Below are 23,500 nucleotides of genomic sequence, written 5' to 3' on the forward strand. Positions count from 1 at the left end.
CTCTACTCGATCTTATAATTATTTGTTACAATAAATCCGGCTTTTTGCAAAGCTGTAATAGCAGTTTGCAGTTTATTTTTTTTAACAAAAATATAATCGGTATTATAAGTAGAAACGGCAAAAATGCTGATAAATGCTTCGGCAAGAATTTTAGTTAATCTCGCGAGTACACCAACAACAGAAAGATCCAACACATCATCTGCTTTTAAACAAACCCAATCTTTATTTGAATCCTTTGTACTAATTTCAATTTCTGAAGCGCACACAATCGAAAGTTCATCGTCTGATTTTCCAATCCAGTAAAATTCACTTTTAAATAATTCCGGCGGAACTTTATCAGCCGGGTCGAGTTTGTGAATAGTGTAATTAGCGTTTAATACAGTTATCTTCATCTCAATCTATATTTAATGAAAAAATCATAGTGAAGAAATAACCAGCATTTCATAATCGGAAGTTGTAAGCTCTCTTTTGGGAAGCCATTTTCCTATATCACAACCCAGAATTTCGATATTCTTAAATCCAACCGACTTCAATAACCAGGTAATTTCAGAGGGGACGTAGTACCTTTCATTACATTTTAAAAGTTGAGTTTCCCCAGAGTCATTTACAATTTCATATTCATTATAATCACGAAAAGTCATTAAATCAAATGAGTTGGCTCTGTTTATTCCACCGGTACTATTTTTATTAATAAATTCCTGAATGGAATTAAAAAGTGGAAATAACCCATTTAAAGTAGTAAAGATTAATTTCCCTCCCTCTTTGAGTACTTTTCTTGCGGACTGCAAAATCATGAAATTCAATTCGTCAGTTTCCATTAAGGGGAATCCTCCCTCGCAAATCATTATTGCTAAATCAAAATTATTTTCAAAAGGAAGATTTCTAGCATCGGCCTGCATAAATTTTATCTCAACATTTTGAGCCGCCGCGTTTAATCTAGCCTTTGCAAGCATTTGTTCAGAGAGATCTATTCCGGTTAAATCATAACCTCTTTTTGCCAATTCAATAGAATGCCTGCCTGTGCCGCATCCTATGTCTAGTATTTTTAATGATTTGTTGAATTGAATCTCTTCCTCAATAAAATCAACCTCACCAATTGTTCCGGTTGTAAAGTCTTCACTTTCATATTTGTTAGCATAGTTTTTAAATAATTCTTCGTACCACTGCATTTTATCTCCCGAATAATTTACGTGAATAAGTTAAATTTTGGAGTAGAAGTTAATTTTTTATTGACTACATATCAATCATTGGAACAATCTGAGTAGCTAAAATTGATTATTTTTCTTACAAAAATTAGAGTAAATTCTGGGTGTTTTTATTGAGAAACTAAATAAACTATTGGAGAAATAATGGAATATACAAGATTAGGTAGAACGGGATTAAAAGTCAGTCGGCTATGCCTGGGCACAATGAATTTTGGAGTTTACACAAATGAAGCGGATAGCTTTATTATGATGAACCGCGCTCTCGAAATGGGGATTAATTTTTTTGATACAGCAAATGTTTACGGTGGAATAGAGGATAGAAGTAAAGTTGGAACTACAGAAATAATAATTGGTAATTGGCTCGCGGAAAATAAAGGTAGCAGAGACAAAATTGTACTTGCTACAAAAGTTTATGGAAATATGGGTAGTCTGCCCAATGAATCAAAACTATCCGCTTATCATATTAGGAAAGCTTGTGAAGATAGCTTAAAGAGAATGAGAACCGATCATATTGATTTGTATCAGATGCATCATGTTGACCGGGATACTCCATGGGAAGAAATATATCAGGCAATGGAACAATTAGTTAGGGAAGGAAAAATTTTATATGTAGGCAGTTCCAACTTTGCCGCATGGAATATTGCAGAAGCCCAAATGATTGCTAAAGAGAGAAATTTTTTAGGTTTAGTTTCAGAACAAAGCATTTATAGTTTGAGAAATAGACATATAGAATTAGAAGTAATTCCGGCGTGCGAACATTTCGGATTGGGTTTAATTCCTTGGTCACCATTGGGTGGCGGAATACTTTGCGGGGTTCTCGATAAAAATGAAACCGGAAGCAGAAGAAACCGTGAGCCGCTACAAAAATCGGTTGAAAAATTGCGTCCACAAATTGAAGCTTATGAAAAGTTGTGCAAAGAAATAAATCAAAAGCCGGCAGATGTTGCTCTTGCCTGGTTATTAAATAATCCGTTAGTTACTTCTCCAATAATTGGTCCTCGCACACTTCAACAAATGGACGAAAACATAGCGACTCTGAATTTAAGACTTGATAAAGACACACTATCAAAATTGGATAAAATTTGGCCCGGTCCCGGTAACCAAGCACCGGAAGCATACGCTTGGTAGATCGAAATTAAATTGCTAATTCAAAATTCAATCTTTTAAAACGATTTGGAGAAAAAATGAAAATGGTTGTCAGATATTTTCTGTTTGTAACATTTAGCTTTTTATTTGTTAATAACGTTGCTCAGACAAAAAAACTCACATATAAACAAACATATCAATTTTCGGAACCGAGATTAACAAAGTCGATTCCACGATCAATTAATTGGTTTGATGAAACAAGTTATCTTGAAACAAAGACTGATCCTGCCAAGCCAAATTCACGAGCAAAATTGGTAAAAATTAATGCGGTGACAGGTAGTGATGAAGTCATAATTGATTATTCGCAGGTAGAATTACCTGAAGGTTTTGCGCTCGATAGACCCACATTATTTACTAAAGATTATGAGTCCTTCCTGTTCACTCAAAAAAATGATTTTTATTTGTTTATAAGATCACTCAATGAATTCAAACGTATAACGTTTGATGGAATAGAAAAGAAAAATCCTAAATTCTCCCCCGACGGCAAGAAGGTAGCATACACAAAAAATCATGATCTCTATTTTGCAGATTTTGAAACAGAGAAAGAAACAAGATTAACATTTGATGGATCAGAGTTAATTTATAATGGCTGGGCTTCCTGGGTTTATATGGAAGAAATTTTAGGAAGAGCTACAAATTATGCCGCATTTTGGTGGTCACCTAATAGCGATAAAATAGCATTTCTCCGATTTGATGACTCTCCGGTTCCGGAATTCTTTCTTACAAAAGCTGATGGTCAGCATGGAGTTCTTGAAAAACAGAGATATCCAAAAGCCGGGGATCCCAATCCTTATGTAAAACTTGGCATCGCTGATTTAAAAAGTGAAAAAGTAATTTGGGCCGATTTTGAGGAAAAAGCAGATCAATATATTGCCTGGCCATTTTGGACTCCCGAAAACAAGTTAACAGTGCAGTGGATGAACCGCTCGCAAAATAATATTATAATTTATTCTATTGATGAAACGACTGGCAGTAAAAAGGAAATCTATAATGAAAAACAAAACGAATGGGTTGAATGGTTTGAGGATTTAACTTTTCTACAGAATGAAAATAATTTTATTATCAGAAGTACGATTGATGGATTTGCGCATTTATATTTATATGATATAAACGGCAAGCTAAAAAATAGGATTACCTCTGGCGAGTGGGAAGTTAAGGATATTCATTTAGTTGATGAGAAAAATAAGAGAGTCTTTTTTCACGCGTGGAAAGAAAATAGTACAGAAAGACATCTTTTTGTTGTTGATTTCAGCGGCAAAAACCTAAAACAGCTAACAAAAGAACCGGGTACTCATGCATCTGCGGTTTCTCCTGGCGGAAAATATTTTATTGATAGATTCAGCAGTATTAATTCCCCCGCAAAAATTAATTTATATAATGCAGAAGGTAAGTTAATTAGAAATTTATATGATTCTAAGAATCCCGCAATTGATGAGTATGCATTAGCCAAAGCAGAACTGTTCACAATTCCAACTAAAGATGGATTTAATTTACCCGCCTCATGGTATCTGCCGGCAGATTTTGACCCCACCAAAAAATATCCTGTTATTATTTCGGTTTATGGTGGACCCGATGCTCCATCGGTACGAAACTCATTTCCCTTCTGGCTTGAAGGTTATTTTTTAGCTCAAAATGGAATTATTTATATGTCGGTAGATCACCGCGGCACAGGGCATTTTGGAAAGAAGGGCGTTGCGTTAATGCACCGAAAATTAGGCGAATGGGAGATTAATGATTACATCGAGACTGTGAATTGGTTAAAAGGGAAGAACTTTGTTGATACAACTAAAATTGCTATTAATGGTGGAAGTTATGGCGGCTATGTTACTGCGCTAGCGCTAACAAAGGGAGCCGATTACTTTACTCACGGAATCGCTGAGTTCGGAGTTATGGATTGGCATTTATACGATAATGTTTATACCGAGAGATATATGGATACTCCTAAAGAAAACCCTGAAGGGTACAAGTCGGGTTCTGTTCTAACTTACGCAAATAAGTATAAAGGTAAGATGTTAATTACTCATGGAACAATGGATGATAATGTTCACATGCAAAATTCAATACAATTAATATATGAACTGCAAAAGCAGAATAAGGATTTTGAAGTAATGTTTTATCCTAACTCAAGACATGGTATTGGATTTCCATTAGCCGCTCATTACAGCAAACTTAAAACTCAGTTTTGGTTCAAGAATTTATTGAATAGAGAATTAGATGTTGAGAAAGATTGATTAATTTATTTCACCAAAGAGAAGAGTAACTCATAGTTATTCTTCTCTTTTTTATCTTCCCTAATCTCAAAGGAATAATATGAATTATAATGAAAACCCAAAGGATTATTACGCACCGATGCACTCTGCAGAACATCTGTTAAATGGTACGATGGATAAGATGTTCAATAAAGGAAGGGCGTTCAGCGCGCATATAGAAAAGAAAAAATCCAAATGCGATTATAGGTTTGATCGTGATTTGAGTGAAAAGGAAAAAGATATAATTGAGAAAAAGATTAATCAACTTATCACCGAAAATTTACCGATTACCGAAAGTTTTATGAATCGTGAAGAAGCTTCAAAATATTTTAGTTTAGAAAGATTGCCGGAGGAGGCGGGGGATAGTTTACGCGTCATTTCAATCGGCGATTATGATAAATGTTTATGCAGCGGGCCTCATGTTTCTTCTACCGGTGAAATTGGCGGATTTAAATTTGTCTCTTCAAACTATGAAAATGGCGTTCTCCGCGTGAGGTTCAAAATCGGGAAAAGTTAAACTAACAAATTGTTAATTATCTGGTAATAATCAGTTAATAATAGCTCTCTAATTTTCGGTAAAAAGAGGTGAGCGCATGGAAATTAAATTAGGACAAAGAATTATTTATACTTTCCCAGAACCAATAGATTCCAGCAAAGCCAAATTTTTAGGTACAGTAGATTATGTTGGGGAGACATTTATCCTCATTAAAGATGACAGAAATATTAAACTGAAAGTATCATACAAAAATTTCCATCTTTTACAGCAGGTTGATTTTGAATTTTCTTTTCCTCGGTAGTGTGATTCTTGGTTTTAGCACTATCCTCAAATTTGAAAATGCAAATTTAAGCTATTATTTTTGCGTGTTCACTTTTTGAGGAAAGGGCTAATGACAGACGAAATCTATATCCACTACAAATTTAAGAATCGCAAAACAGGTGAGTTTAAAGAGGGTTACATTAAGGTCCCTGACGTTGCTAAATATGCAAATGGCTTAAAAAAATGTTTTGATGTGCATGAATATAAAGTCTGTGAAAAAAAATTAGTTAGCAAAGAGGAGTTTGATAAAAGAGGCAAAGCCTATTTATCATAAAAATGAAGACTTTTTATAAGCTTAGTTTTATCTTGTTAGTTGGGGGATACTTTTACTTTTCATTAATTCAATTGTCTGATCCGGGCATTAATTATATCGACGAATTAAAGAAGAGATCTAACTTGTCTCAGGTAATTAATTTTAACGAAGTTGATTGTTCCAACCAAAATTTAATATTGGGGAAAATAGTTGTAATGGACTCAACGATTCTCGGAGTATCCAATTTCAAAGGTTCTTATCTCGTCAAAACTGAAGTAGCCAATAAATGTGGTAAAAAAATATTCGCGATCCTAAAATGCACATCAAATGATATTCAAAAAATGAATACAAGCAAAATTAACCATGGATTTTTAACCGCATATATAAATAAGATCGAGTCCAGCAATCCAATAGCTATTGGAGATAGTATCGAAGGAAATAATATTTTTCTAAAGGGGGAAGAAGTTTTGATTTTGAGTGGGACCTTTTTAGATTTTTCAGAAATGAATTTTTATAAAGATGCTATCTAACCCATCACTTGAAAAGTATAGCGAAATTATTGCTCAAAATGATGCATGCGCGTTTTATTTTTCCACTCCCGATTGTAATGTATGTAAAGTATTAAAGCCAAAACTTTTCTCCTTTGTTGAGCAAACTTTTCCAAAAATAAAATTGCATTATATCAATCTGGAAGAAAATAGAGAACTGGGTGCTGGGTTAAATATTTTTACTGTTCCTACTGTACTGTTTTATTTTGAGGGAAAAGAGTTTTTACGAAAATCCAGATTTGTAAATTTCGATGAGCTCGCCGGAGAGATTGGAAGAGTATATAATCTGATGTTTGAATAAATGAGTCTATGTTTTGAAAATGGGGATGAGTAAATTCTCATCCCCATCGCAATTCTAATTAAGCTTTATTAACACTTCCGAGTACATTTACAATTTTATGTTTGTATAATTCCTTTAATGAATCTCTTGCTGGTCCCAAGAATTTGCGTGGATCAAATTCTTCCGGTTTGTCCATAAATACTTTTCTAACAGCGGCTGTCATTGCTAAACGACCGTCAGAATCAATATTTACTTTACATACCGCGGAAGCAGCGGCTCTTCTTAATTGATCTTCCGGAATACCTACGGCGTCTTTTAATTTTCCACCATTGCTATTAATAATTTTTACTAATTCAGCCGGAACTGAAGATGCGCCATGCAGAACAATTGGGAAGCCGGGAATTCTTTTTTCGATTTCTTCAAGTATATCAAAACGTAATGGAGGAGGAACTAAAATTCCATCTGCGTTTCTGGTGCATTGATCCGGAGTAAATTTATTTGCGCCATGAGAAGTACCAATTGAAATAGCCAGTGAATCAACGCCGGTCTTTTTAACAAAATCTTCAACTTCTTCCGGTTTAGTATAATGTGTAACTTCACTCGAAACTTCATCTTCGATACCCGCTAAAACACCAAGTTCGCCTTCCACCGATACATCATATTTGTGAGCATATTCCACAACCTGTGCTGTTAACTCAACATTTTTTTCGTATGGATGATGCGATCCATCAATCATTACAGATGAGAAACCGGATTCAATACAGTTCTTACATAAATCAAAAGTATCACCATGATCAAGATGAAGAACTATCGGAATTTTATATCCCAATTCTTCAGCATAATCTACAGCGCCTTTTGCTAAATGCTTTAGCAATGTTTGATTTGCGTATTTACGGGCACCGCTCGAAACTTGAAGAATAACAGGAGATTTTGTTTCAACGCAAGCTCCAATTATTGCCTGCAATTGTTCGAGATTGTTAAAATTAAACGCGGGAATGGCATATCCGCCTTTAACAGCTTTTGCGAAAAGTTCTTTTGAGTTTACTAACCCAAGTTCTTTGTAGCTTAGCATATTTATCCTATCTATTTATTGTTGAAAATTCATTTACTCTTTAAAAGTACGCAATAACTCCAAGGTGAAAAGTCATAATATCAGTTTTTGATTTTTTGGGATTAAAGATTGCATCTCCCAAATTATTAATTACCACACTCTCTTCTGTTAAGTATTCTGCTTCCGAGCCCATCAGATATCTGACCTTTAAATCCAGATATAATGTTTTAACATCACCCAAATTCTCGGAAAGTTTAAATAAAAATCCACCACCACCTCCATAGCTGAAATTGAAGTCATCAAAATTAGTAGATGAAGCAATTTCCTCTGAAGAATTTTCACTTTTTACGCTTGAGGTAGTGAATAAATAAGAACCGCCAGCCAACCCTTCTACATAAGGTTTAACTGCCCCCGAAAAAGGAGAAATTTTGAGCATTAAATGTAAATTGGCAAGACTGTTTGTTCTGTTAAGATTAAGATAAATTCCGGGAAATCCTGGCCATGCTCTTCTTTCACTAATTTCGCCATAAACCATATACCCAAGATCGAGGCCAAATGATACTGGTCTTTCTTTACTTGTTGCCCAAAGTGTACCTTCTACTTGAAGTCCATAACCTAATCTATCTACATTTTTTCTAAAATCACCTTGAGGTGAACCGAGCATTAAACTTCCGCCAAAAGTTTGTGCGATGGAAATTTGCGCGAATAATAAAACTATTGAGATCACTAAAAATGTTTTTTTCATAAAATCCTCTCGATTATAAAGTTTATTGTTGATGGATTTGACGGATTTTAATTAAATAAGTTAACCGGTGCAAATATAATAATTTTTAAGGGCAAAAAAGGATAGAGCGGTGCTAATTCTATGTGAATGTTACATCTGCTTCTTCAGCAATTCGAAGTAAATCAATAAACTCCTCGAATGGAATTTCTTTTGAGCCGAACATCTTTAAATGCTCGGTTTGAAACTGAACATCGAGCAAAACATATCCTCGTTCATTCAATCGTTCAATCAACTTAACAAGCGCGCACTTTGAAGCTTGCGAAACTTTCGAGAACATCGACTCACCAAAAAAAGCCCCTTTGTTCGAAATTCCATAAAGACCACCCACCAGCTCATTTTGCCAATATACTTCTACCGAATGGAGGTTTTCTCGTTCTATTAACCCTTTGTATGCTTCAATTAATTCTTCCGAAATCCAAGTCTCTTCTCGTGATGCGCAATTTCTAATAATTGTCAGTGGATCATAATCATACTTAAATTGGAAATTGGAATAGCTCATAAATTTTTTTAATGAACGGGGGAAGTTAAAGTTTTTTAGAGGAATGATAGTTCTAATATCGGGCATGTACCATTCTATTTCACCTGAATCATTAGCCATCGGGAATGCTCCTCGTGAATACAAGAAGAGCATTTTCTCCGGTTCTAATAATTTTTTCCTCTCACTTTTTTCGAAATCATTCATGCACTTTTACTTCGAAGCGGATGATCTCATATCCCTTTATTGTTTCGAATCCTGCATAAACAACAGACCCAAATACGAAAACCATCCCCAATAAGAAGGCGGAAATAATAAAATAGTTAAATAAAAAAATTTGTGTTATTGATGAAGTGCCGATTAATAGTGAAGTCGCTACGAATAACCCTATTGCTGTTACATTACATAATACCGCGTTTCGGACGAGTTTAACCCGAAATGTTAAAAACTGAATTTGCTTTGCCGCACTCTCAAGTCGCAAGTTGTCATCTGTTGTAGCCGGTTTTTCTCCAATCCTTAAAAGTATTCTTCTCTTTTCTTCATTAAGAAGCCGTATTCGGTTAACTACTAACGAGTAGCGGTTATTCATGCTAAGTAAAATTAATCCGCAAGCGCTAATCATTACTGCGGGCGCAACCATTAATTGAATAACGCTTACTATATTGGGAGGAATTGAAATTAATGAATCCATTATTAATACCTATTTCGCATAAATGTAATTGTGAAGAATTTCAATTGTTTCTTCATGTATTTGTAAATCAATTTGAAGTAAGTCCCTCATCGATAAAATTCCAGCAAGCTTCTCACCTTCAATAACTATTATGTGTCGCGTGTTTCTGTTTTTCATTTTCGCCAAACACTCTTGTGTTGATTCTCCAATATCAGCGAGGATTAGATCTTTGGTCATTACATCTTCAACGAGAGTAGATTCTAAAGATAGATTTTTCGCGATTACCCGTTTTACCAAATCTCTTTCAGAAAACACACCCAAAAGTTTTCCATCCTCGGATAAAACCGGAACAATGCCAATATTTTGTGAAGCCATATAATCTACAGAAGCTTTAATTGTGGTTCCGGATTTAACGGTATAAACGCCGGATCGTTGAGCAAGTATATCTTTTATTGATTTCACATTTACTCCTTTAAATAAGTTTGCTTATCCTAATTAATGTTAAGATTTGCCGAGGAGATATTCAAGTAAAAAATCATCTTTCAATTTTTAAGTTAAGCCACTTTTCTAATGTAGAATAAATCAATTCCTCTTCATCACCTTCAAAGCTGGCTATTCTTGTTGTATGTGAACCATTCTTTTTAACCATTTTAATGGCGTTTGTTTCGCCGGTTAATTGAACGGCAGTTGCGGTCCAAGTATCATTACCGCCATAAATATAAATTATATTATTTCCCTTTTTTTGAAGCCATGTATTAACTTCTTGAATTGGTTTGCAGTTATAATTTATTTTAGCGTCTTCCGGAACAAGCACAATGTTGCTACCATCTTTTACTTCTTTTAACAGATCTCTAAAATCTGTTAAATCGTAACCATAGTAACCAATTTCATTATATGCCTGAACAAAAAATGGAGCAAATCCTTCCATTGATTCTTCTGTAAAGTATTCGTATGAATTTGCTTTTTTCATATACTCAAATAATTCCTTTGATTCTGCCGTAACAGGAGGAATCTCTTCACATTTTTGTCCCCACTGCCAAAATGAAAATGAATACTCCAGAACCCAGTATTCAAAAAGAGACTCAAAATCAAAGAAGAATCGCTTATTATTTTTTTCCGCATCAAGCATCATCATGGGAATGATTTCATCTCTCCTTGAAAGGAATGATCTCTGAAATTCTTTGATCTTATTGCGGCACTCTTCGGTTCCAACAGAATTGAGAAACATATAAATGCGCGGATCTTCCTGAGATACATTTATTGGAGCGACGTATGGAACAGAAACATCAACATCGTTTGGATAAAATTTGCGGTGATACAGGGTTGTCTGTCCCCCTTTACTTATGCCGGTATTTATCCATTTACCGGAGTAGATAGTTTTGAATATTTGAACGATAGCATGATGGTCTGCGGCGGCTTGCTCGATATCCAAATATTTCCAATCAATTTTAGCCGGAACAGATTTACCAAAATATCGGTGCTCAACAATTATTTGATTAGCTTCAAGAATTTTAGATAACTCCGATCTGTAATTATAATTTGCCGAGTATCCCTCTGTAATTAATACTACTGGTTTTTTGTAATCAATATGAGAGAGGAAAATTCTTTGTGTAAAAGTTTGAGAATTCGGATTTTTATGATCGAGCGGCTGTGTAATAAAAATTTCATATCCCTCGGTAAAGGAACTGCCAATTGAAGTCGGCTTTATTTCAGCTACTTCTTTAATTGATTTTAGTTTGAGAAGTAGATCGGTTGAAGGTTGAGCATGAAACAAGGAACTTATAAAAAGGAATAAAATAAAAGATGAAATTACTTTTCGATTCATATAAACCCCGGAGTTATTTGCGGTTTTGAAGAGGGGTCTGATTTCTCAAACCCCGTAAATAAAATTTAATTATTCTTCACTCAAAAATGGATAACGATAGTTGGTGGGTGGAATGAAGTTTTCCTTTATTGTTCTTGCCGAAACCCACCTTAATAAATTTAAGTAGGAACCGGCTTTATCATTAGTTCCGCTTGCACGCGCGCCGCCAAATGGTTGTTGCCCAACCACAGCGCCAGTAGGTTTATCGTTTATATAGAAATTGCCTGAAGCGTTTGCTAATGCCTTATCGGCAACCGCAACCGCATATCTATCTTGAGCAAAGATAGCACCCGTTAAAGAGAATGGGGAAGTATCGTTACAAATCTGAAGTGTTTCCTCATACTTATTATCGTCATAAACATATAAAGTTAATACTGGCCCAAAGATTTCTTCTTCCATCGATTTGAATTTCGGATTGGTAGTTTCAATAATAGTTGGTTCAATAAAATATCCCTTGGAACTATCATAATTACCGCCGGAAATAATTTCGGCTTCATTAGATTTTTTAGCATAATCGATATAGCTGGTAATTGTATCGAAAGCACCCTTATCAATTACCGCATTCATGAAATTGGAAAAATCTCTAACATCCCCCATCTTTACAGTTTTTAGTTCACTTACAACATAATCTTTTAATTTTGGCCAGATCGATTTTGGAATGTACGCGCGAGATGCGGCGGAACATTTTTGTCCTTGATACTCGAACGCGCCTCTAATTAAAGCAACACCAAGAGCGGTTAAATCGGCCGATGAATGAGCAAAAATAAAATCTTTGCCCCCGGTTTCTCCAACTATGCGCGGGTACGATTTATATTTTGGTAGATTGTTGGCAGCGGTTCTCCACATCGATTGGAAAGTTGGGGTTGAGCCGGTAAAATGAATTCCACCAAAGTATTCAGAATCCATAACTGGATTACCGACTTTGCTTCCCGAGCCGGGTACAAAATTGATCACACCAGCGGGTAATCCCGCGGCTTCCAATAATTTCATGATCCAGTAATTAGAATAAACTGAACTAGATGCCGGCTTTAATAAAGCAACATTACCCATTAATGCAGGCGCTGTTGGTAGATTTGCCGCAATGGAGGTAAAGTTAAATGGAGCAACCGCAAAAACAAAACCTTCAAGTGGACGGTATTCCAATCTATTCCACATTCCCAAAGGTGAATGAGGAGGTTGCATTTTGTAAATCTCTTGAGCAAAATATGCGTTAAAACGGAAGAAATCTATTATTTCACTGGCTGAATCAATCTCGGCCTGAAATGCTGTTTTACTTTGCCCCAACATTGTTGCCGCATTAATTATATAACGCCAATCCGTAAATGTGAGCAGGTCTGCAGCTTTCAAGAAAATTGCGGCTCTATCATTCCACTCCATTCTCGACCAATCCTTGTGCGCCGTCATCGCCGAATCGATTGCCATTTTTACTTCTTTCTCACTAACCTTGTGGTAATTAGCCAATACTGTTTTATGATCATGGGGACATACACATTTATCGGTATCACCGGTTCTAATTTCTTTTCCACCGATGATAATTGGTATATCGATTGTTTGATTAACAAGCTCATCCAGCTTTGATTTTAATGCTTTGCGTTCAGGAGTTCCTGGAGCATAACTTTTGTTTGGATCATTCGGGGGAAGATTAATACTGAAAATTGCGTTTGCCATAATTCACCTTGTAAAATTTTAATTAGTGATTCTAAATTATGAAATTTTGTGTAATTCCAAATTGATAATCGAAATGAGTAAAATTTCGTCATCCCGAGTCTGCTGGAAAATGGCTTTTCATGTCTCGATTGCGGAGAGTAATAGCAACTTTACTCGACATGACCACAACCAGTCATCCCGAGTTTACGGAGGGATGAAATGCTTTTCATGTCTCGATAGCAAAGAGTAATAGAAATATAACTCGACATGACCCGAACTGTCATCCCGAGTTTATCGAGGGATGTGAAAATTCATTTTTTTCGGGAGAGTTCTACCAATTTTTCAAAATTATTTTCAATTAATGCTTTCTTTTTTTGGTGAGACCATTTTTTGATTTGCTTTTCACGTTCAATTGCAGTGAGGGGATCACTAAAAGAACTAGAATAAACCAATTTTACTGGTAATCGAAGAGATGTGTAACCCTTTAATATTCCAGAATTATGCTCGTAAACTCTGCGTTCAATGTTATTGGTAATGCCGGTATAATATTTACCATCAGAGCATTCTAGGATATATACCCAAAAAGTCTTCATTAATTAAATTTCTATTTTTTATAAGGTGATTTAATTTTTCTTTCATGTCACAATTGCAAAGAGTAGTAGCTAATTAACTTGACATGATCACAACCAGTCATCCCGAGTTTACCGAGGGATGGAACGCTTGCCATGTCTCGATAGCAAAGAGTAATAGAAATTTAACTCGACATGACCACAACCAGTCATCCCGAGTCCGTCGACTGACGTATTGAAGGATTGGAGTAATTATTTCAAAACATCCCTAAATGCCCCTATGCAAAAATCTATCATCTTATCATTTGAATTGTACCCCATTAATCCAATTCGCCACACTTTTCCGGCAAGTTCTCCTAGTCCCGCCCCTATTTCCAAATTATGTTTTGCAAGCAGTTCAGCTCTAACTTTTGCTTCATCAACTCCTTCCGGAATTATAACAGTTATTAAGTTGGGAATTCTCTCTCCCTCCGGAACTAATGGTTCAAGCCCAAGTTCTCTTAGTTTCTGGATGAACTTAATACTGCTCTCTTTATGTCTTCGCCAAGAATTTTCGATTCCCTCTTCATGTAATATTAATAACGCTTCGTGCAATCCATAAAATTGATTAGCGGGTGCGGTGTGGTGATATGCCCTTTTTCCGGGTCCATTCCAATATGATGACAGCAGATTCAAATCATTAAACCAACTTTTTATATAGCTTTTTCTTTCTCTAATTTGTTGAACCGCGCGTTCACTAAATGTTATAGGGGACATACCCGCAACACATGCCAATCCTTTTTGTGAACATGAATATGATACGTCAATATTCCATTCGTCAATTTTAATTTCACATGCACCGAGAGATGTAACAGTATCGGCAATAGTTAAGCATCCATGCTTTTTGGCGACAGCTGATAATTCCTTAATGTTTGATAGCGCGCCGGTAGATGTTTCGGCGTGAACAAATGCAACTACCTTTGTATCGAGATTCTGTTTTAATTCATCATCGAGTTTTTGTGGATCAATGGCTCGTCCCCATGTTTCTTTTACAACAACTAAATTTCCACCTATTTTTTCTACGATCTGGGTAATTCGATTGGCAAAATATCCCCCAACACATACAATCACTTTATCATTGGGTTCTATTAGATTTACTAAAGATGCTTCCATTCCAAGGGAACCCGGACCAGAGATTACAAAGGTATTTTCATTTTCGGTTAGAAATGTTTTTCGCAGCAAAGACTTTATTTCATCCATTAACTCAATAAATTGAGGATCGAGATGACCAAGTGTTGGCTTTGATAATGCTTCGAGAACTTTAGGATGAACATTCGAGGGACCAGGTCCCATTAATATTCTATTTATTGGTTTGAATGACTGATGCATTTATACTCCAAATTAAAGAGTTTTTATTTTAACAAATCGGCATTTTTTAAAATTTGTTGAAGAGTGAGTTTATCATTTTCATTTAATGATGAAAGCGGTACGCGCGGCTCGCCCCCAAAATAGCCCAGCAAATCCATCGCGGCTTTTAAACCTGCGACTCCAAATTTTGCCGTAACTGCTTTATTAATTGGAATCATTTTTTGTTGAAGAGCTAACGCAACTTCGAGTTTTCCGTCAGTAATTAACTTTTGAATTTGCACACATTCATTTGGAGCAATATTAGCGAGCGCCGCAATACCACCCACAGCTCCGGAAGTAATTCCCGAAAACAACATTGAGGCTGTTCCAACTAATACAGAAAAATCGGAATTAGTCATTGATACAAACTCGCTATTCTGCCTTGAATTTTCAGAGCTGTTTTTTATTCCGACAATATTTTTGTGTTGAGAAAGCTCAGCCACCGTCTCCGCTTCAATATCAACTCCCGTGAACTTGGGAACATTGTAAATAATTAATGGGATTTTTATAGAATCAGCGATCTTGGTGAAATAGCGTACATACGACGAATGCTTCATTTCCGATTTATAAAAGGAGGGGGTTAAAATTAGAGCAAAATCGGCACCCAATCCGGCGGCCTTATTTGTCAGATCTATAGTTTCTTTAATTGAATCACTTCCGGTACCGGCAATAATTAATTTATCTTTGTTGGAATATTCTTTTGTCTTTGCAACCAGCTCAAGTTTTTCTTCCTTAGTTAAAAATACTGATTCGCCATTGGAGCCCATTACAACATAACCGCTCAATTCAGTTTTATTCCACATATGTATATTAAAAGCTAGTTTGTCAACTGCTAGCTCATCATTTATAAATGGTGTTGTGATTGGGGGAAAAATGCCTTTTAACTTTTTCATCCTTTACCTTTTTTTATAATTCCATATTACTTTTTGTATAAATTTTTTATGACAAACAAAACATTTGCCGGCCGCTCAGCCAATCTTCTCATATACCAGGGATACCAATATTTACCATACGCAATTAAAACTCTAAAAGAGAAACCTCTTTTTGCTAAATCGTATTGGTAATTTGTTTTGATGCCATACAACATCTGAAATTCAATTAACTCTTTTGAAACACCAAGCATCAATCCTTCCGAGATTATTGCTTCAATCATTTTGGAATCATGGGTCGCGAAAATTGCCCGAACTTTATTTTCCTTTACTGATTTTAATAAGAGTTTAGATAATGCAAAATAATTTTGATCAACATCATTTTTATCGGGGAAGGCAATATCTGCGGCTTCTTTATAAGCACCCTTCACCAATCTAATTTTTGGAGAATGATTAATCAATTCATTAATGTCGTTAACTGTACGGTAAAGATAAGCCTGAAGACAAATACCGGTATTGGGATAAACACTAATTACTCTTTTATAAAAATCAATAGTACGTTGTGTGTAAGCGCTCCCCTCCATATCAATAAAAAGAGTATTACCGAGTTGAGATTTAACTTTCTCGGAGATTGCGCTAAAGTTTTTTAATGTCTCCTCCTCCGAAATATCAAAACCAATTTGAGTGAGTTTAAGAGAAATTTCGGTATCAAGTTTTTGTTCGGCAATTTGATCAATCAATTCAAGGTAATGATCTCTAACTAAATAACTTTCCTCGATGCTATTAATGTTTTCGCCAAGTTTAGTGAAAACGGTTGGAATATTATGAGCAAGAAATTTTAGTGATTCTGTGATCGCGTCATCGGAGGATTCGCCCGGCATAAATTTTTTAAGCGCTTTTTGAACAAACATCCATTTGGGGACATTTGTTTTCAGCCAAGCATTTTCAGATGCCCATAAAAGTGTCTTTCTCGCAACACTCATAAATGCCTTTCGAGTAAATTCATTTTATACTTTATCGGATGCAACTTCTTCAACATCCTCAACCGCTTTTGGAATTGGTTTACCGAGTACCCGACTTCCATTCGCGGTTACAATAACATCATCCTCAATTCTTATACCGCCAAAGTTCCGATATTTATTTACTTCATTATAATTAATGAATTCAGAAAATTTCTTATCTGATTGCCACTTATCAATTAGCTGTGGAATAAAATAAATTCCCGGCTCAACCGTTAATACTATTCCCGGTTTCAAGGGCTTTGCGTAGCGTAAATACTTTAGACCAAATTGAGTGCTTCTTTTTAATTTATCATCGTAACCAAAATTATTTTCTCCATAATTTTCCATATCGTGAACATCAAGACCAAGCAAATGCCCCAATCCGTGTGGAAAAAATAAAGCGTGTGCGCCCGCTTTAACCGCTTCTTTTGGATTTCCCTTCATTATACCCAAAGCTTTTAAACCATCAGCAATAACTTCTGCAGATTTTAAATGTACCGACCGGAAAGTTACACCAGGTTTCATTTCGGTGATGCCGGTTAAATTTGCTATTAGTACAATCTCATAAATTGCTTTTTGAATATCGGTAAATTTTCCACTCACGGGAAAAGTACGCGTTATATCACTTGCGTAATGTAAAGTTGTTTCGGCGCCAGAATCATTAACTACCAAATCACCGGGTTTTAAAATATTTCCATGATAATGATTATGAAGAGTTTCACCGTGACGCGAAAAAATAATTGGGAATGAAATTCCGCTTCCCATCGACATTGCCAATCCGGCTATAAATCCCATTACTTCTCTCTCATACATTCCCGGTTTCGCGAATCGCATAGCAGCAGTTTGCATTTCAAATGAAATCTCAATTGCTTTCTCTATTTCCGCGATTTCCTCTTTTGATTTTACATATCGCTGTTCGGCAATTACTTTAATTAATCCTGTTGATGCATAATCATTCACCCGCTTCGGAGCAATGCCCAGAAGTTGATGAAGTTTTAATATATTATCGTGACGGTATTGAGGTATGAAATGAATTTTTCTCCCTTGCTTAACCGCATTAGAGCAAAATGCCTCAAGATCGGCATTGGTTCCAGTTAATTTTATTCCGCACTTTGAAGCCCGCTGTTTTAATGTTGGCTGTGGACCCATCCAAACAATGTCATCAATAGTAAAATCATCGCCGTAAACAATTTCCTTATTCTCATCCAAATCAATAACCGCGGCGAGGTCTGATTGATCAAGCCCAAAGTAATAAAGAAATGTTGAATCTTGCCTGAACGCGTATGTATTGGCGGCGTAGTTCATCGGTGCTTCATTGTTTCCGAGGAATAAAATTATTCCCGATTTAATTTTCTTCTTTAACTCATTTCTTCTTTGAACGTAAGTGCTTGATTTGAACATTTTAGTTTTCCTTTATTTTGTTCTCAGTTATTACTTATATCTTGAATTCTAGTTATGATTTATTTTAAATAAATGTATTGTAACTCTTTCTATCCGTGTTCGCCTAAAAATAGTTGTGTTCATTAAAGTCAGCTTGACATTAAAAACTCATATGCTCGGTTCTGTTTATAATTTCATTTTGCAAATCTTCACCGAGATCAACAAAATAATCGCTATAGCCCGCAACCCGCACAATAAGGTCGCGATATTTTTCTGGATGTTTTTTTGCTTCCCGTAGAATATCAGCATTCACCACATTAAACTGAATATGATGACCGTCCAACTTAAAATATGTTCGTATCAAATGAACAATCTTTTCAATACCCTCATCGGTTTCAAGAAATTGAGGGGTAAACTTTTGATTTAATAAAGTTCCACCTGTTCTAAGGTGATCTATTTTTGATGCTGATTTTATTACCGATGTCGGTCCATGAACATCTACTCCTTGAACAGGAGAAATTCCTTCACTCACGGGCTCTTTAGCAAATCTTCCATCTGGAGTAGCGCCAAGCACGCTTCCAAAATATACGTGACATGTAGTAGGAAGTAGATCAATCCGGAAGTGTCCACCTTTAGTATTTGGTTTTCCGTCAACAGCATTAAAGTAGGTTTCAAATACTCTTTGGGTGATATCGTCAGCGCGGTCATCATCGTTACCATATCGTGGAGTTTCAAAATATAGTTTATCTCTGAAATCTTTTTTGTTCTCGAAGTTTGAGTTTAGTAATTCGATTAATTCATTCATCGAACAAGATTTATTCTCGAACACATGATATTTGATCGCTGAAAGAGAATCGGTAATTGTCCCTAACCCAACCCCTTGTATGTATGATGAATTATAGCGGGCTCCACCGGCATTATAGTCTTTTCCCTTTGAAATGCAGTCATCAATTAAAAGTGAGAGAAATGGAGCGGGCATATATTTAGCATAAATTCTTTCAATAATAAGATTACCCTTAATTTTTATGTTAATAAAATGATTAAGCTGTTTCTCGAATGCAGAATAAAATTCATCGAACGAATTAAATGTTTGAGGATCACCTGTTTTCAAACCTATTTGCTTCTGAGTGCGAGGATCAAATCCATTATGAAGAGTTATCTCTAATATTTTGGGTATGTTGAAATACCCGGTGAGAATATAACTTTCCTTTCCGAACGCACCAGCCTCAACACATCCGCTTGCCCCGCCGCAACGAGCGTCAATTATTGATTTCCCTTGTCTCGTTAATTCTTGAATAATCGCGTCGGTATTGAATATTGATGGCTGACCAAATCCGGTTTTAATAATTTTGAGCGCGCGCTTTAATAATCGATCTGGATTTTTCTTACTCACCTGAACCATAGAGCTGGGTTGAAGCAATCTCATTTCTTCAATTGTATCGAGAAGGATATATGTCATTTCATTAGTTGCGTCTTCCCCTTTCGGAGTAACACCACCAACATTGATTAAACAAAAATCGGTATAAGTATTGCTCTCTTGAGCGGTTACACCAACCTTTGGGGGAGCCGGCTGATTATTAAATTTTATCCAAAATGATTGAAGAAGTTCTCTAACTTGAACTTCGGTCAATAATCCGCTCTCAATATCACGTTTGTAGAATGGATAAAGATGCTGATCTAATCTTCCCGGATTAAATGAATCCCATGTGTTTAATTCTGTTGTTACTCCAAGGTGAATAAACCAGTAGTATTGAAGAGCCTCCCACATTGTTCGGGGTGCGTTCTCCGGAACCCGGCTGCAAATCCCGGCCATAGTTTCAAGTTCAATTTTTCTTTGAGAATTCTTTTCAACTGAAGCAAGCTCATTTAACTTTTCACTGTAACGCTTGGCGTAAATAATTATCGATTCGGCGGCTATTTTCATTGCCTTAAGTTGTTCCCGTTTGTCAAGCGCTTCAACATCATTATGAAAATCCAATTTGCTGATTGCCGCTTCAATTTCGTTTAAGAAATCAAGCATTCCTTTTTTATAAATTTTATCATCGCCAACTGTATGCCCCGGCGCGCGCTGTTCCATAAACTCAGTAAAAATTCCCGCTTTATATGAAGCCCGCCATTCCTCATCAACTTCAGTAAGAATTTTTTCCCTAATACTTTTCCCATTCCAAAATGGAGCAACTTCATTTAAAATTATATCTCTTGTTTCTTGTGATGATTTAAACCAAACTTTTTCTCTGTTGTTAAGAATTTCCAAATCATCTTTAGAGTGAATGCACAATTCGGGATATGTAGGCGTAGCTTTGGGGGAGTTGCCTTTTTCTCCCACGATCAATTCGCCATCATTTATGCAGAGTTCTTTGTTTTCAAGGATATATTTAAATGCCAAAGCACGAGCAACTGGTATTGAATGTTTTTGTGCTTCGCCGCTTTTGTAAAATTCGGTAAGTAATTTTGCCCGCTCGTGAGACAATGTGGGAATAGCATTAAGTGATTGCTCTCTTAATCTTTTAATTCTCTCGTTCATTATTATCCTCCGATTTTAACCGGAATGTTTAGTTGTTCGAATCTACTTTTTAATTCTAACATAACTTCTTTTGTTGGTGCTTTAATTTGATTGATTTTATTTTCCTTGTTCATTCTCTCATATTTTTTAGTCGCTGAATTATGGTAGGGAAGAAGATCAATCTCACGGATATTTTTTAATCGGGAAATTAAATCAATCATTGAAGAAATATTTTTTCCTGTATCTGTAATCGAAGGAATAATTGGAATACGCAAAACAACTTTATTTCCTATTTCGGTAAGCAGTGTTAAATTATCATGAATTAGAGTGTTTGGAATACCGCAATAGTTAATGTGTTCTTGCTCATCAATTAACTTTAAATCGTATAAAAATAGGTCGATTAATTCATAGATTTTCTCGAAATCCACAAAGGGGGCATAGCCGGTCGTATCGATTGCTGTATTTATATCATTTTGTTTGCACGAATAGAGTAGAGAATATAGAAATTCTTTTTGAAGCATTGGTTCACCGCCAGAAATGGTTACACCTCCATTCGACTCTTCATAAAATGGAATATCTTTTTTTATTTCATTCATTATGTGGTCAACTGAGATTCTAGAACCGATTGTTTTACTAGAAGATGTTGAATTACTAAAATTCCACCGGAAGGTACATCCGTCTATTTCTTCGGGAAGTTCTCTTTGACTTTCGGGATTGTGGCACCACCAGCATGTTAAAGGGCACCCTTTAAAGAAAACCGTTGTTCTTATTCCCGGACCATCATTTACAGAGAATTTTTTTATATCAAAAATATAACCGTGAGTTTGCAAACAAATTCTGTTTTAGTTTGGCAATAAAATAATAGAAAGCCGGTTAAAAGGGAACGAAAGATTGAAATATTATGGTTATTATTATTGTTACAATAAATTGCCTGGTAAATGGAAAGTAATATTAAAAGATCTTATATATATGCTGGTTTCGCGATTCTATTCTGGTCAACTGTTGCAACAGTTTTTAAGTTGACACTTATTGGGATGAATAATGCTCAATTATTGTTCTATTCCTCATTTATAAGTTTAATCATTTTATTTCTGTTGATGCTTCGGTTTTCGAGAAGGGAATTAAATAATTTCTTTAAATGGAAAGTAATTCAGAAAAATGCAGTACTTGGATTCATAAATCCATTTATTTACTATTTAATACTATTTAAAGCATATTCCATGCTGCCCGCCCACGAAGCCCAACCACTTAATTTAATTTGGCCTATTGTAATCTCTATTTTTTCTGTCATCTTTTTGAAACAGAAATTTTCAGTTAAAACAATTATTGGTCTGGTAATTTCATTTTTAGGGATAGTGATAATTGCAACTAGGGGTGATTTGTTTGCGTTTCACTTCCACAATTTATTTGGTGTGCTATTAGCGGTTTCCAGCGCTTTTATTTGGGCAGCCTATTGGATTCTTAATTTATTAGATACTCGCGAGGAATCGGTAAAATTGTTTGGAGCGTTTTTTTACGGTACCATTTTTACGGGAATATATCTTGCTTTGTTTGATTCCTTCACCGGATTTGAAATTAAATATTTAATGGGTGCAGTATATGTTGGAATTTTTGAAATGGGGATCACTTTTTATTTTTGGCTGAAGGCGCTTTCCTTGAGCAACGACAAAGCAAAAACCTCTACCCTTATTTATCTGTTTCCGGTAATCTCGATGATACTCATTTACATATTTCTGAATGAGGATATTTCAGCTTCAGCGCCAATTGGACTATTGTTAATTATCGGTGGAATATTAATTCAGAGATATGACGAATTGAAATTTAGGAAAGGGTGAAGGTTTGACCGATTTCCTCCAAGCCAATTTTTATGTTATAACTTGATGCCGCGCGTATCATCCAATCAATTGGTTCATTAAACGGTTCTCTACCCTGTGCAAAAGTTTTAGTATGCATGGGAATAAAATATTTGGCGTTTATTTCAGTTGCCATTTTAACGGCTTCTTCTGGATTACAGTGCGCTCTTGTCCAAGGATTATAGGCTCCAATCGGCATCAGCGCAATATCAACATTTTCATGAGCGGCGGCTTTTAGTTTATCGGTATTTGCGGTATCACCGCCAAATAATATTTTCTTTTCCTTATATTCAAAAACATAGGCATTATAACTTCTTCCATCCTTAAAGTACCCTCGAGATCTGTCACGCTCCCAGGGGAAACGCCAACCGAAATGTTTTACTTCATAAGCTTTTACTCGAACATCTTGAATTACCGATTCTTCTCCCCAATCCAAAACCGTTATTGATTTCCATGGTAAATCATCAATTACATCTTTGGTTAAATATGCAACAACTACATCAATTTGATTAGGAAATTTATTTGCAATGGCTTTAAGAGTAGGATAATCTGTATGATCCATATGTGCGTGAGAGAGTAAAATTAAGTCGGGTTTTGGAATTTGATCAACCCTCAACGCAGGCGGGGTAATTCTGGTCGGTCCTATGGTCGATCCTAAAAAGTAAACTCCAACACGATCGAAAAGAACCGGATCTGTAATTATCCATTTACCGAACATATTTATTAGTACAGTTGAATGACCAAGCCACGATAAAGTTATATCTTGATTGCTCCATTCGTTTGGCTGAGGGAAATAATTCAATTTAACAGAAGGGGCCGCCTCTGTATCCGATTTCACAAAAAGGGGGGAAAGTAATAATCCGCTTCCTGTGAGAAAACTTTTCTTTATAAAATTTCTTCTTTTCATAAAATATAAAACAGGATTGAGGAGAAAAAAATTCCTTTCAGCG

General features: G+C 35.7%; 25 protein-coding genes. 8 read left to right on the forward strand and 17 right to left on the reverse strand.

What is annotated here, in order from left to right; genetic code table 11:
* Positions 1 to 2: 2 nt before the first annotated feature.
* Together KF816_01205 and KF816_01210 are read right to left on the reverse strand one after the other, a co-directional pair.
* Entirely contained in the window at positions 3 to 392 is a 390-nt protein-coding gene (locus tag KF816_01205) for an ACT domain-containing protein (protein ID MBX3006620.1), read from the reverse strand.
* Between the two features lie 24 nt (positions 393 to 416).
* The gene (locus KF816_01210; GenBank protein ID MBX3006621.1) at positions 417 to 1,169 is read right to left on the reverse strand and encodes a class I SAM-dependent methyltransferase; all 753 of its coding nucleotides are present in this window, start codon (positions 1,167 to 1,169) and stop codon (positions 417 to 419) included.
* 180 nt (positions 1,170 to 1,349) lie between these two features.
* Between KF816_01210 and KF816_01215 the strand changes: the two genes are divergently transcribed.
* The 7 genes from KF816_01215 (at position 1,350) to KF816_01245 (ending at position 6,519) form a co-directional block, all read left to right on the forward strand.
* Positions 1,350 to 2,333: an aldo/keto reductase gene (locus KF816_01215; GenBank protein ID MBX3006622.1), complete on the forward strand. Its 984-nt coding sequence runs from the start codon at positions 1,350 to 1,352 to the stop codon at positions 2,331 to 2,333.
* Positions 2,334 to 2,389: 56 nt separating this feature from the next.
* Entirely contained in the window at positions 2,390 to 4,582 is a 2,193-nt protein-coding gene (locus KF816_01220; GenBank protein ID MBX3006623.1) for a S9 family peptidase, read from the forward strand.
* 79 nt (positions 4,583 to 4,661) lie between these two features.
* Positions 4,662 to 5,117 (forward strand): hypothetical protein, encoded by a 456-nt coding sequence (locus KF816_01225; GenBank protein MBX3006624.1) that lies wholly within the window; start codon positions 4,662 to 4,664, stop codon positions 5,115 to 5,117.
* A 76-nt stretch (positions 5,118 to 5,193) separates the two neighbouring features.
* A complete protein-coding gene (locus tag KF816_01230) occupies positions 5,194 to 5,397 on the forward strand; it encodes a hypothetical protein (protein MBX3006625.1) in 204 nt (67 codons plus the stop codon).
* Positions 5,398 to 5,487: 90 nt separating this feature from the next.
* Entirely contained in the window at positions 5,488 to 5,691 is a 204-nt protein-coding gene (locus tag KF816_01235; protein MBX3006626.1) for a hypothetical protein, read from the forward strand.
* 194 nt (positions 5,692 to 5,885) lie between these two features.
* Positions 5,886 to 6,200: a hypothetical protein gene (locus tag KF816_01240; GenBank protein MBX3006627.1), complete on the forward strand. Its 315-nt coding sequence runs from the start codon at positions 5,886 to 5,888 to the stop codon at positions 6,198 to 6,200.
* A complete protein-coding gene (locus tag KF816_01245) occupies positions 6,190 to 6,519 on the forward strand; it encodes a thioredoxin family protein (GenBank protein ID MBX3006628.1) in 330 nt (109 codons plus the stop codon). Before KF816_01240 ends, KF816_01245 begins: the two co-directional genes overlap by 11 nt.
* 58 nt (positions 6,520 to 6,577) lie before the next feature.
* Here the strand turns inward: KF816_01245 and KF816_01250 are convergent, their stop codons facing one another.
* The 14 genes from KF816_01250 to KF816_01315 all read right to left on the reverse strand — a co-directional run bounded on the left by KF816_01250 (position 6,578) and on the right by KF816_01315 (position 21,527).
* Positions 6,578 to 7,570 (reverse strand): class II fructose-1,6-bisphosphate aldolase, encoded by a 993-nt coding sequence (locus KF816_01250; protein ID MBX3006629.1) that lies wholly within the window; start codon positions 7,568 to 7,570, stop codon positions 6,578 to 6,580.
* 40 nt (positions 7,571 to 7,610) lie between these two features.
* On the reverse strand, positions 7,611 to 8,294 hold the full coding sequence (locus KF816_01255; protein MBX3006630.1) for a hypothetical protein: 684 nt from the start codon (positions 8,292 to 8,294) through the stop codon (positions 7,611 to 7,613).
* Between the two features lie 118 nt (positions 8,295 to 8,412).
* The gene (aat, locus tag KF816_01260; GenBank protein MBX3006631.1) at positions 8,413 to 9,015 is read right to left on the reverse strand and encodes a leucyl/phenylalanyl-tRNA--protein transferase; all 603 of its coding nucleotides are present in this window, start codon (positions 9,013 to 9,015) and stop codon (positions 8,413 to 8,415) included.
* The gene (locus KF816_01265) at positions 9,008 to 9,448 is read right to left on the reverse strand and encodes a DUF2721 domain-containing protein (protein ID MBX3006632.1); all 441 of its coding nucleotides are present in this window, start codon (positions 9,446 to 9,448) and stop codon (positions 9,008 to 9,010) included. Before KF816_01265 ends, aat begins: the two co-directional genes overlap by 8 nt.
* Before the next feature lie 60 nt (positions 9,449 to 9,508).
* The gene (locus KF816_01270) at positions 9,509 to 9,940 is read right to left on the reverse strand and encodes a CBS domain-containing protein (GenBank protein MBX3006633.1); all 432 of its coding nucleotides are present in this window, start codon (positions 9,938 to 9,940) and stop codon (positions 9,509 to 9,511) included.
* A 73-nt stretch (positions 9,941 to 10,013) separates the two neighbouring features.
* Positions 10,014 to 11,303, reverse strand: coding sequence for a hypothetical protein (locus tag KF816_01275; GenBank protein ID MBX3006634.1), 1,290 nt, complete (start codon positions 11,301 to 11,303; stop codon positions 10,014 to 10,016).
* 69 nt (positions 11,304 to 11,372) lie between these two features.
* On the reverse strand, positions 11,373 to 13,010 hold the full coding sequence (gene pruA / locus KF816_01280; protein ID MBX3006635.1) for an L-glutamate gamma-semialdehyde dehydrogenase: 1,638 nt from the start codon (positions 13,008 to 13,010) through the stop codon (positions 11,373 to 11,375).
* A gap of 290 nt (positions 13,011 to 13,300) precedes the next feature.
* Complete coding sequence (locus KF816_01285; protein MBX3006636.1) at positions 13,301 to 13,582, reverse strand: GIY-YIG nuclease family protein; 282 nt, start codon at positions 13,580 to 13,582, stop codon at positions 13,301 to 13,303.
* Positions 13,583 to 13,810: 228 nt separating this feature from the next.
* On the reverse strand, positions 13,811 to 14,926 hold the full coding sequence (locus tag KF816_01290) for an alanine--glyoxylate aminotransferase family protein (protein MBX3006637.1): 1,116 nt from the start codon (positions 14,924 to 14,926) through the stop codon (positions 13,811 to 13,813).
* 23 nt (positions 14,927 to 14,949) lie between these two features.
* Positions 14,950 to 15,837 (reverse strand): dihydrodipicolinate synthase family protein, encoded by an 888-nt coding sequence (locus KF816_01295; protein MBX3006638.1) that lies wholly within the window; start codon positions 15,835 to 15,837, stop codon positions 14,950 to 14,952.
* A 26-nt stretch (positions 15,838 to 15,863) separates the two neighbouring features.
* Positions 15,864 to 16,796, reverse strand: coding sequence for a proline dehydrogenase family protein (locus KF816_01300; protein ID MBX3006639.1), 933 nt, complete (start codon positions 16,794 to 16,796; stop codon positions 15,864 to 15,866).
* 24 nt (positions 16,797 to 16,820) lie between these two features.
* Positions 16,821 to 18,215: an aminopeptidase P family protein gene (locus KF816_01305; protein MBX3006640.1), complete on the reverse strand. Its 1,395-nt coding sequence runs from the start codon at positions 18,213 to 18,215 to the stop codon at positions 16,821 to 16,823.
* 139 nt (positions 18,216 to 18,354) lie between these two features.
* On the reverse strand, positions 18,355 to 20,718 hold the full coding sequence (locus KF816_01310; GenBank protein MBX3006641.1) for a glycyl radical protein: 2,364 nt from the start codon (positions 20,716 to 20,718) through the stop codon (positions 18,355 to 18,357).
* Positions 20,719 to 20,720: 2 nt separating this feature from the next.
* Complete coding sequence (locus KF816_01315) at positions 20,721 to 21,527, reverse strand: glycyl-radical enzyme activating protein (protein ID MBX3006642.1); 807 nt, start codon at positions 21,525 to 21,527, stop codon at positions 20,721 to 20,723.
* A 120-nt stretch (positions 21,528 to 21,647) separates the two neighbouring features.
* On the opposite strand from KF816_01315, the gene KF816_01320 reads away from it, so the two are divergent.
* On the forward strand, positions 21,648 to 22,532 hold the full coding sequence (locus KF816_01320; protein MBX3006643.1) for an EamA family transporter: 885 nt from the start codon (positions 21,648 to 21,650) through the stop codon (positions 22,530 to 22,532).
* On the opposite strand, the gene KF816_01325 is transcribed toward KF816_01320, so the two are convergent.
* On the reverse strand, positions 22,519 to 23,457 hold the full coding sequence (locus KF816_01325) for an MBL fold metallo-hydrolase (GenBank protein MBX3006644.1): 939 nt from the start codon (positions 23,455 to 23,457) through the stop codon (positions 22,519 to 22,521). The two genes, KF816_01320 and KF816_01325, sit on opposite strands and share 14 nt — an antisense overlap.
* Between the last annotated feature and the right edge of the window lie 43 nt (positions 23,458 to 23,500).

Source organism: Melioribacteraceae bacterium (assembly GCA_019638015.1).
In the GTDB taxonomy this organism is placed as follows: Bacteria; Bacteroidota; Ignavibacteria; order Ignavibacteriales; family Melioribacteraceae; genus JAHBUP01.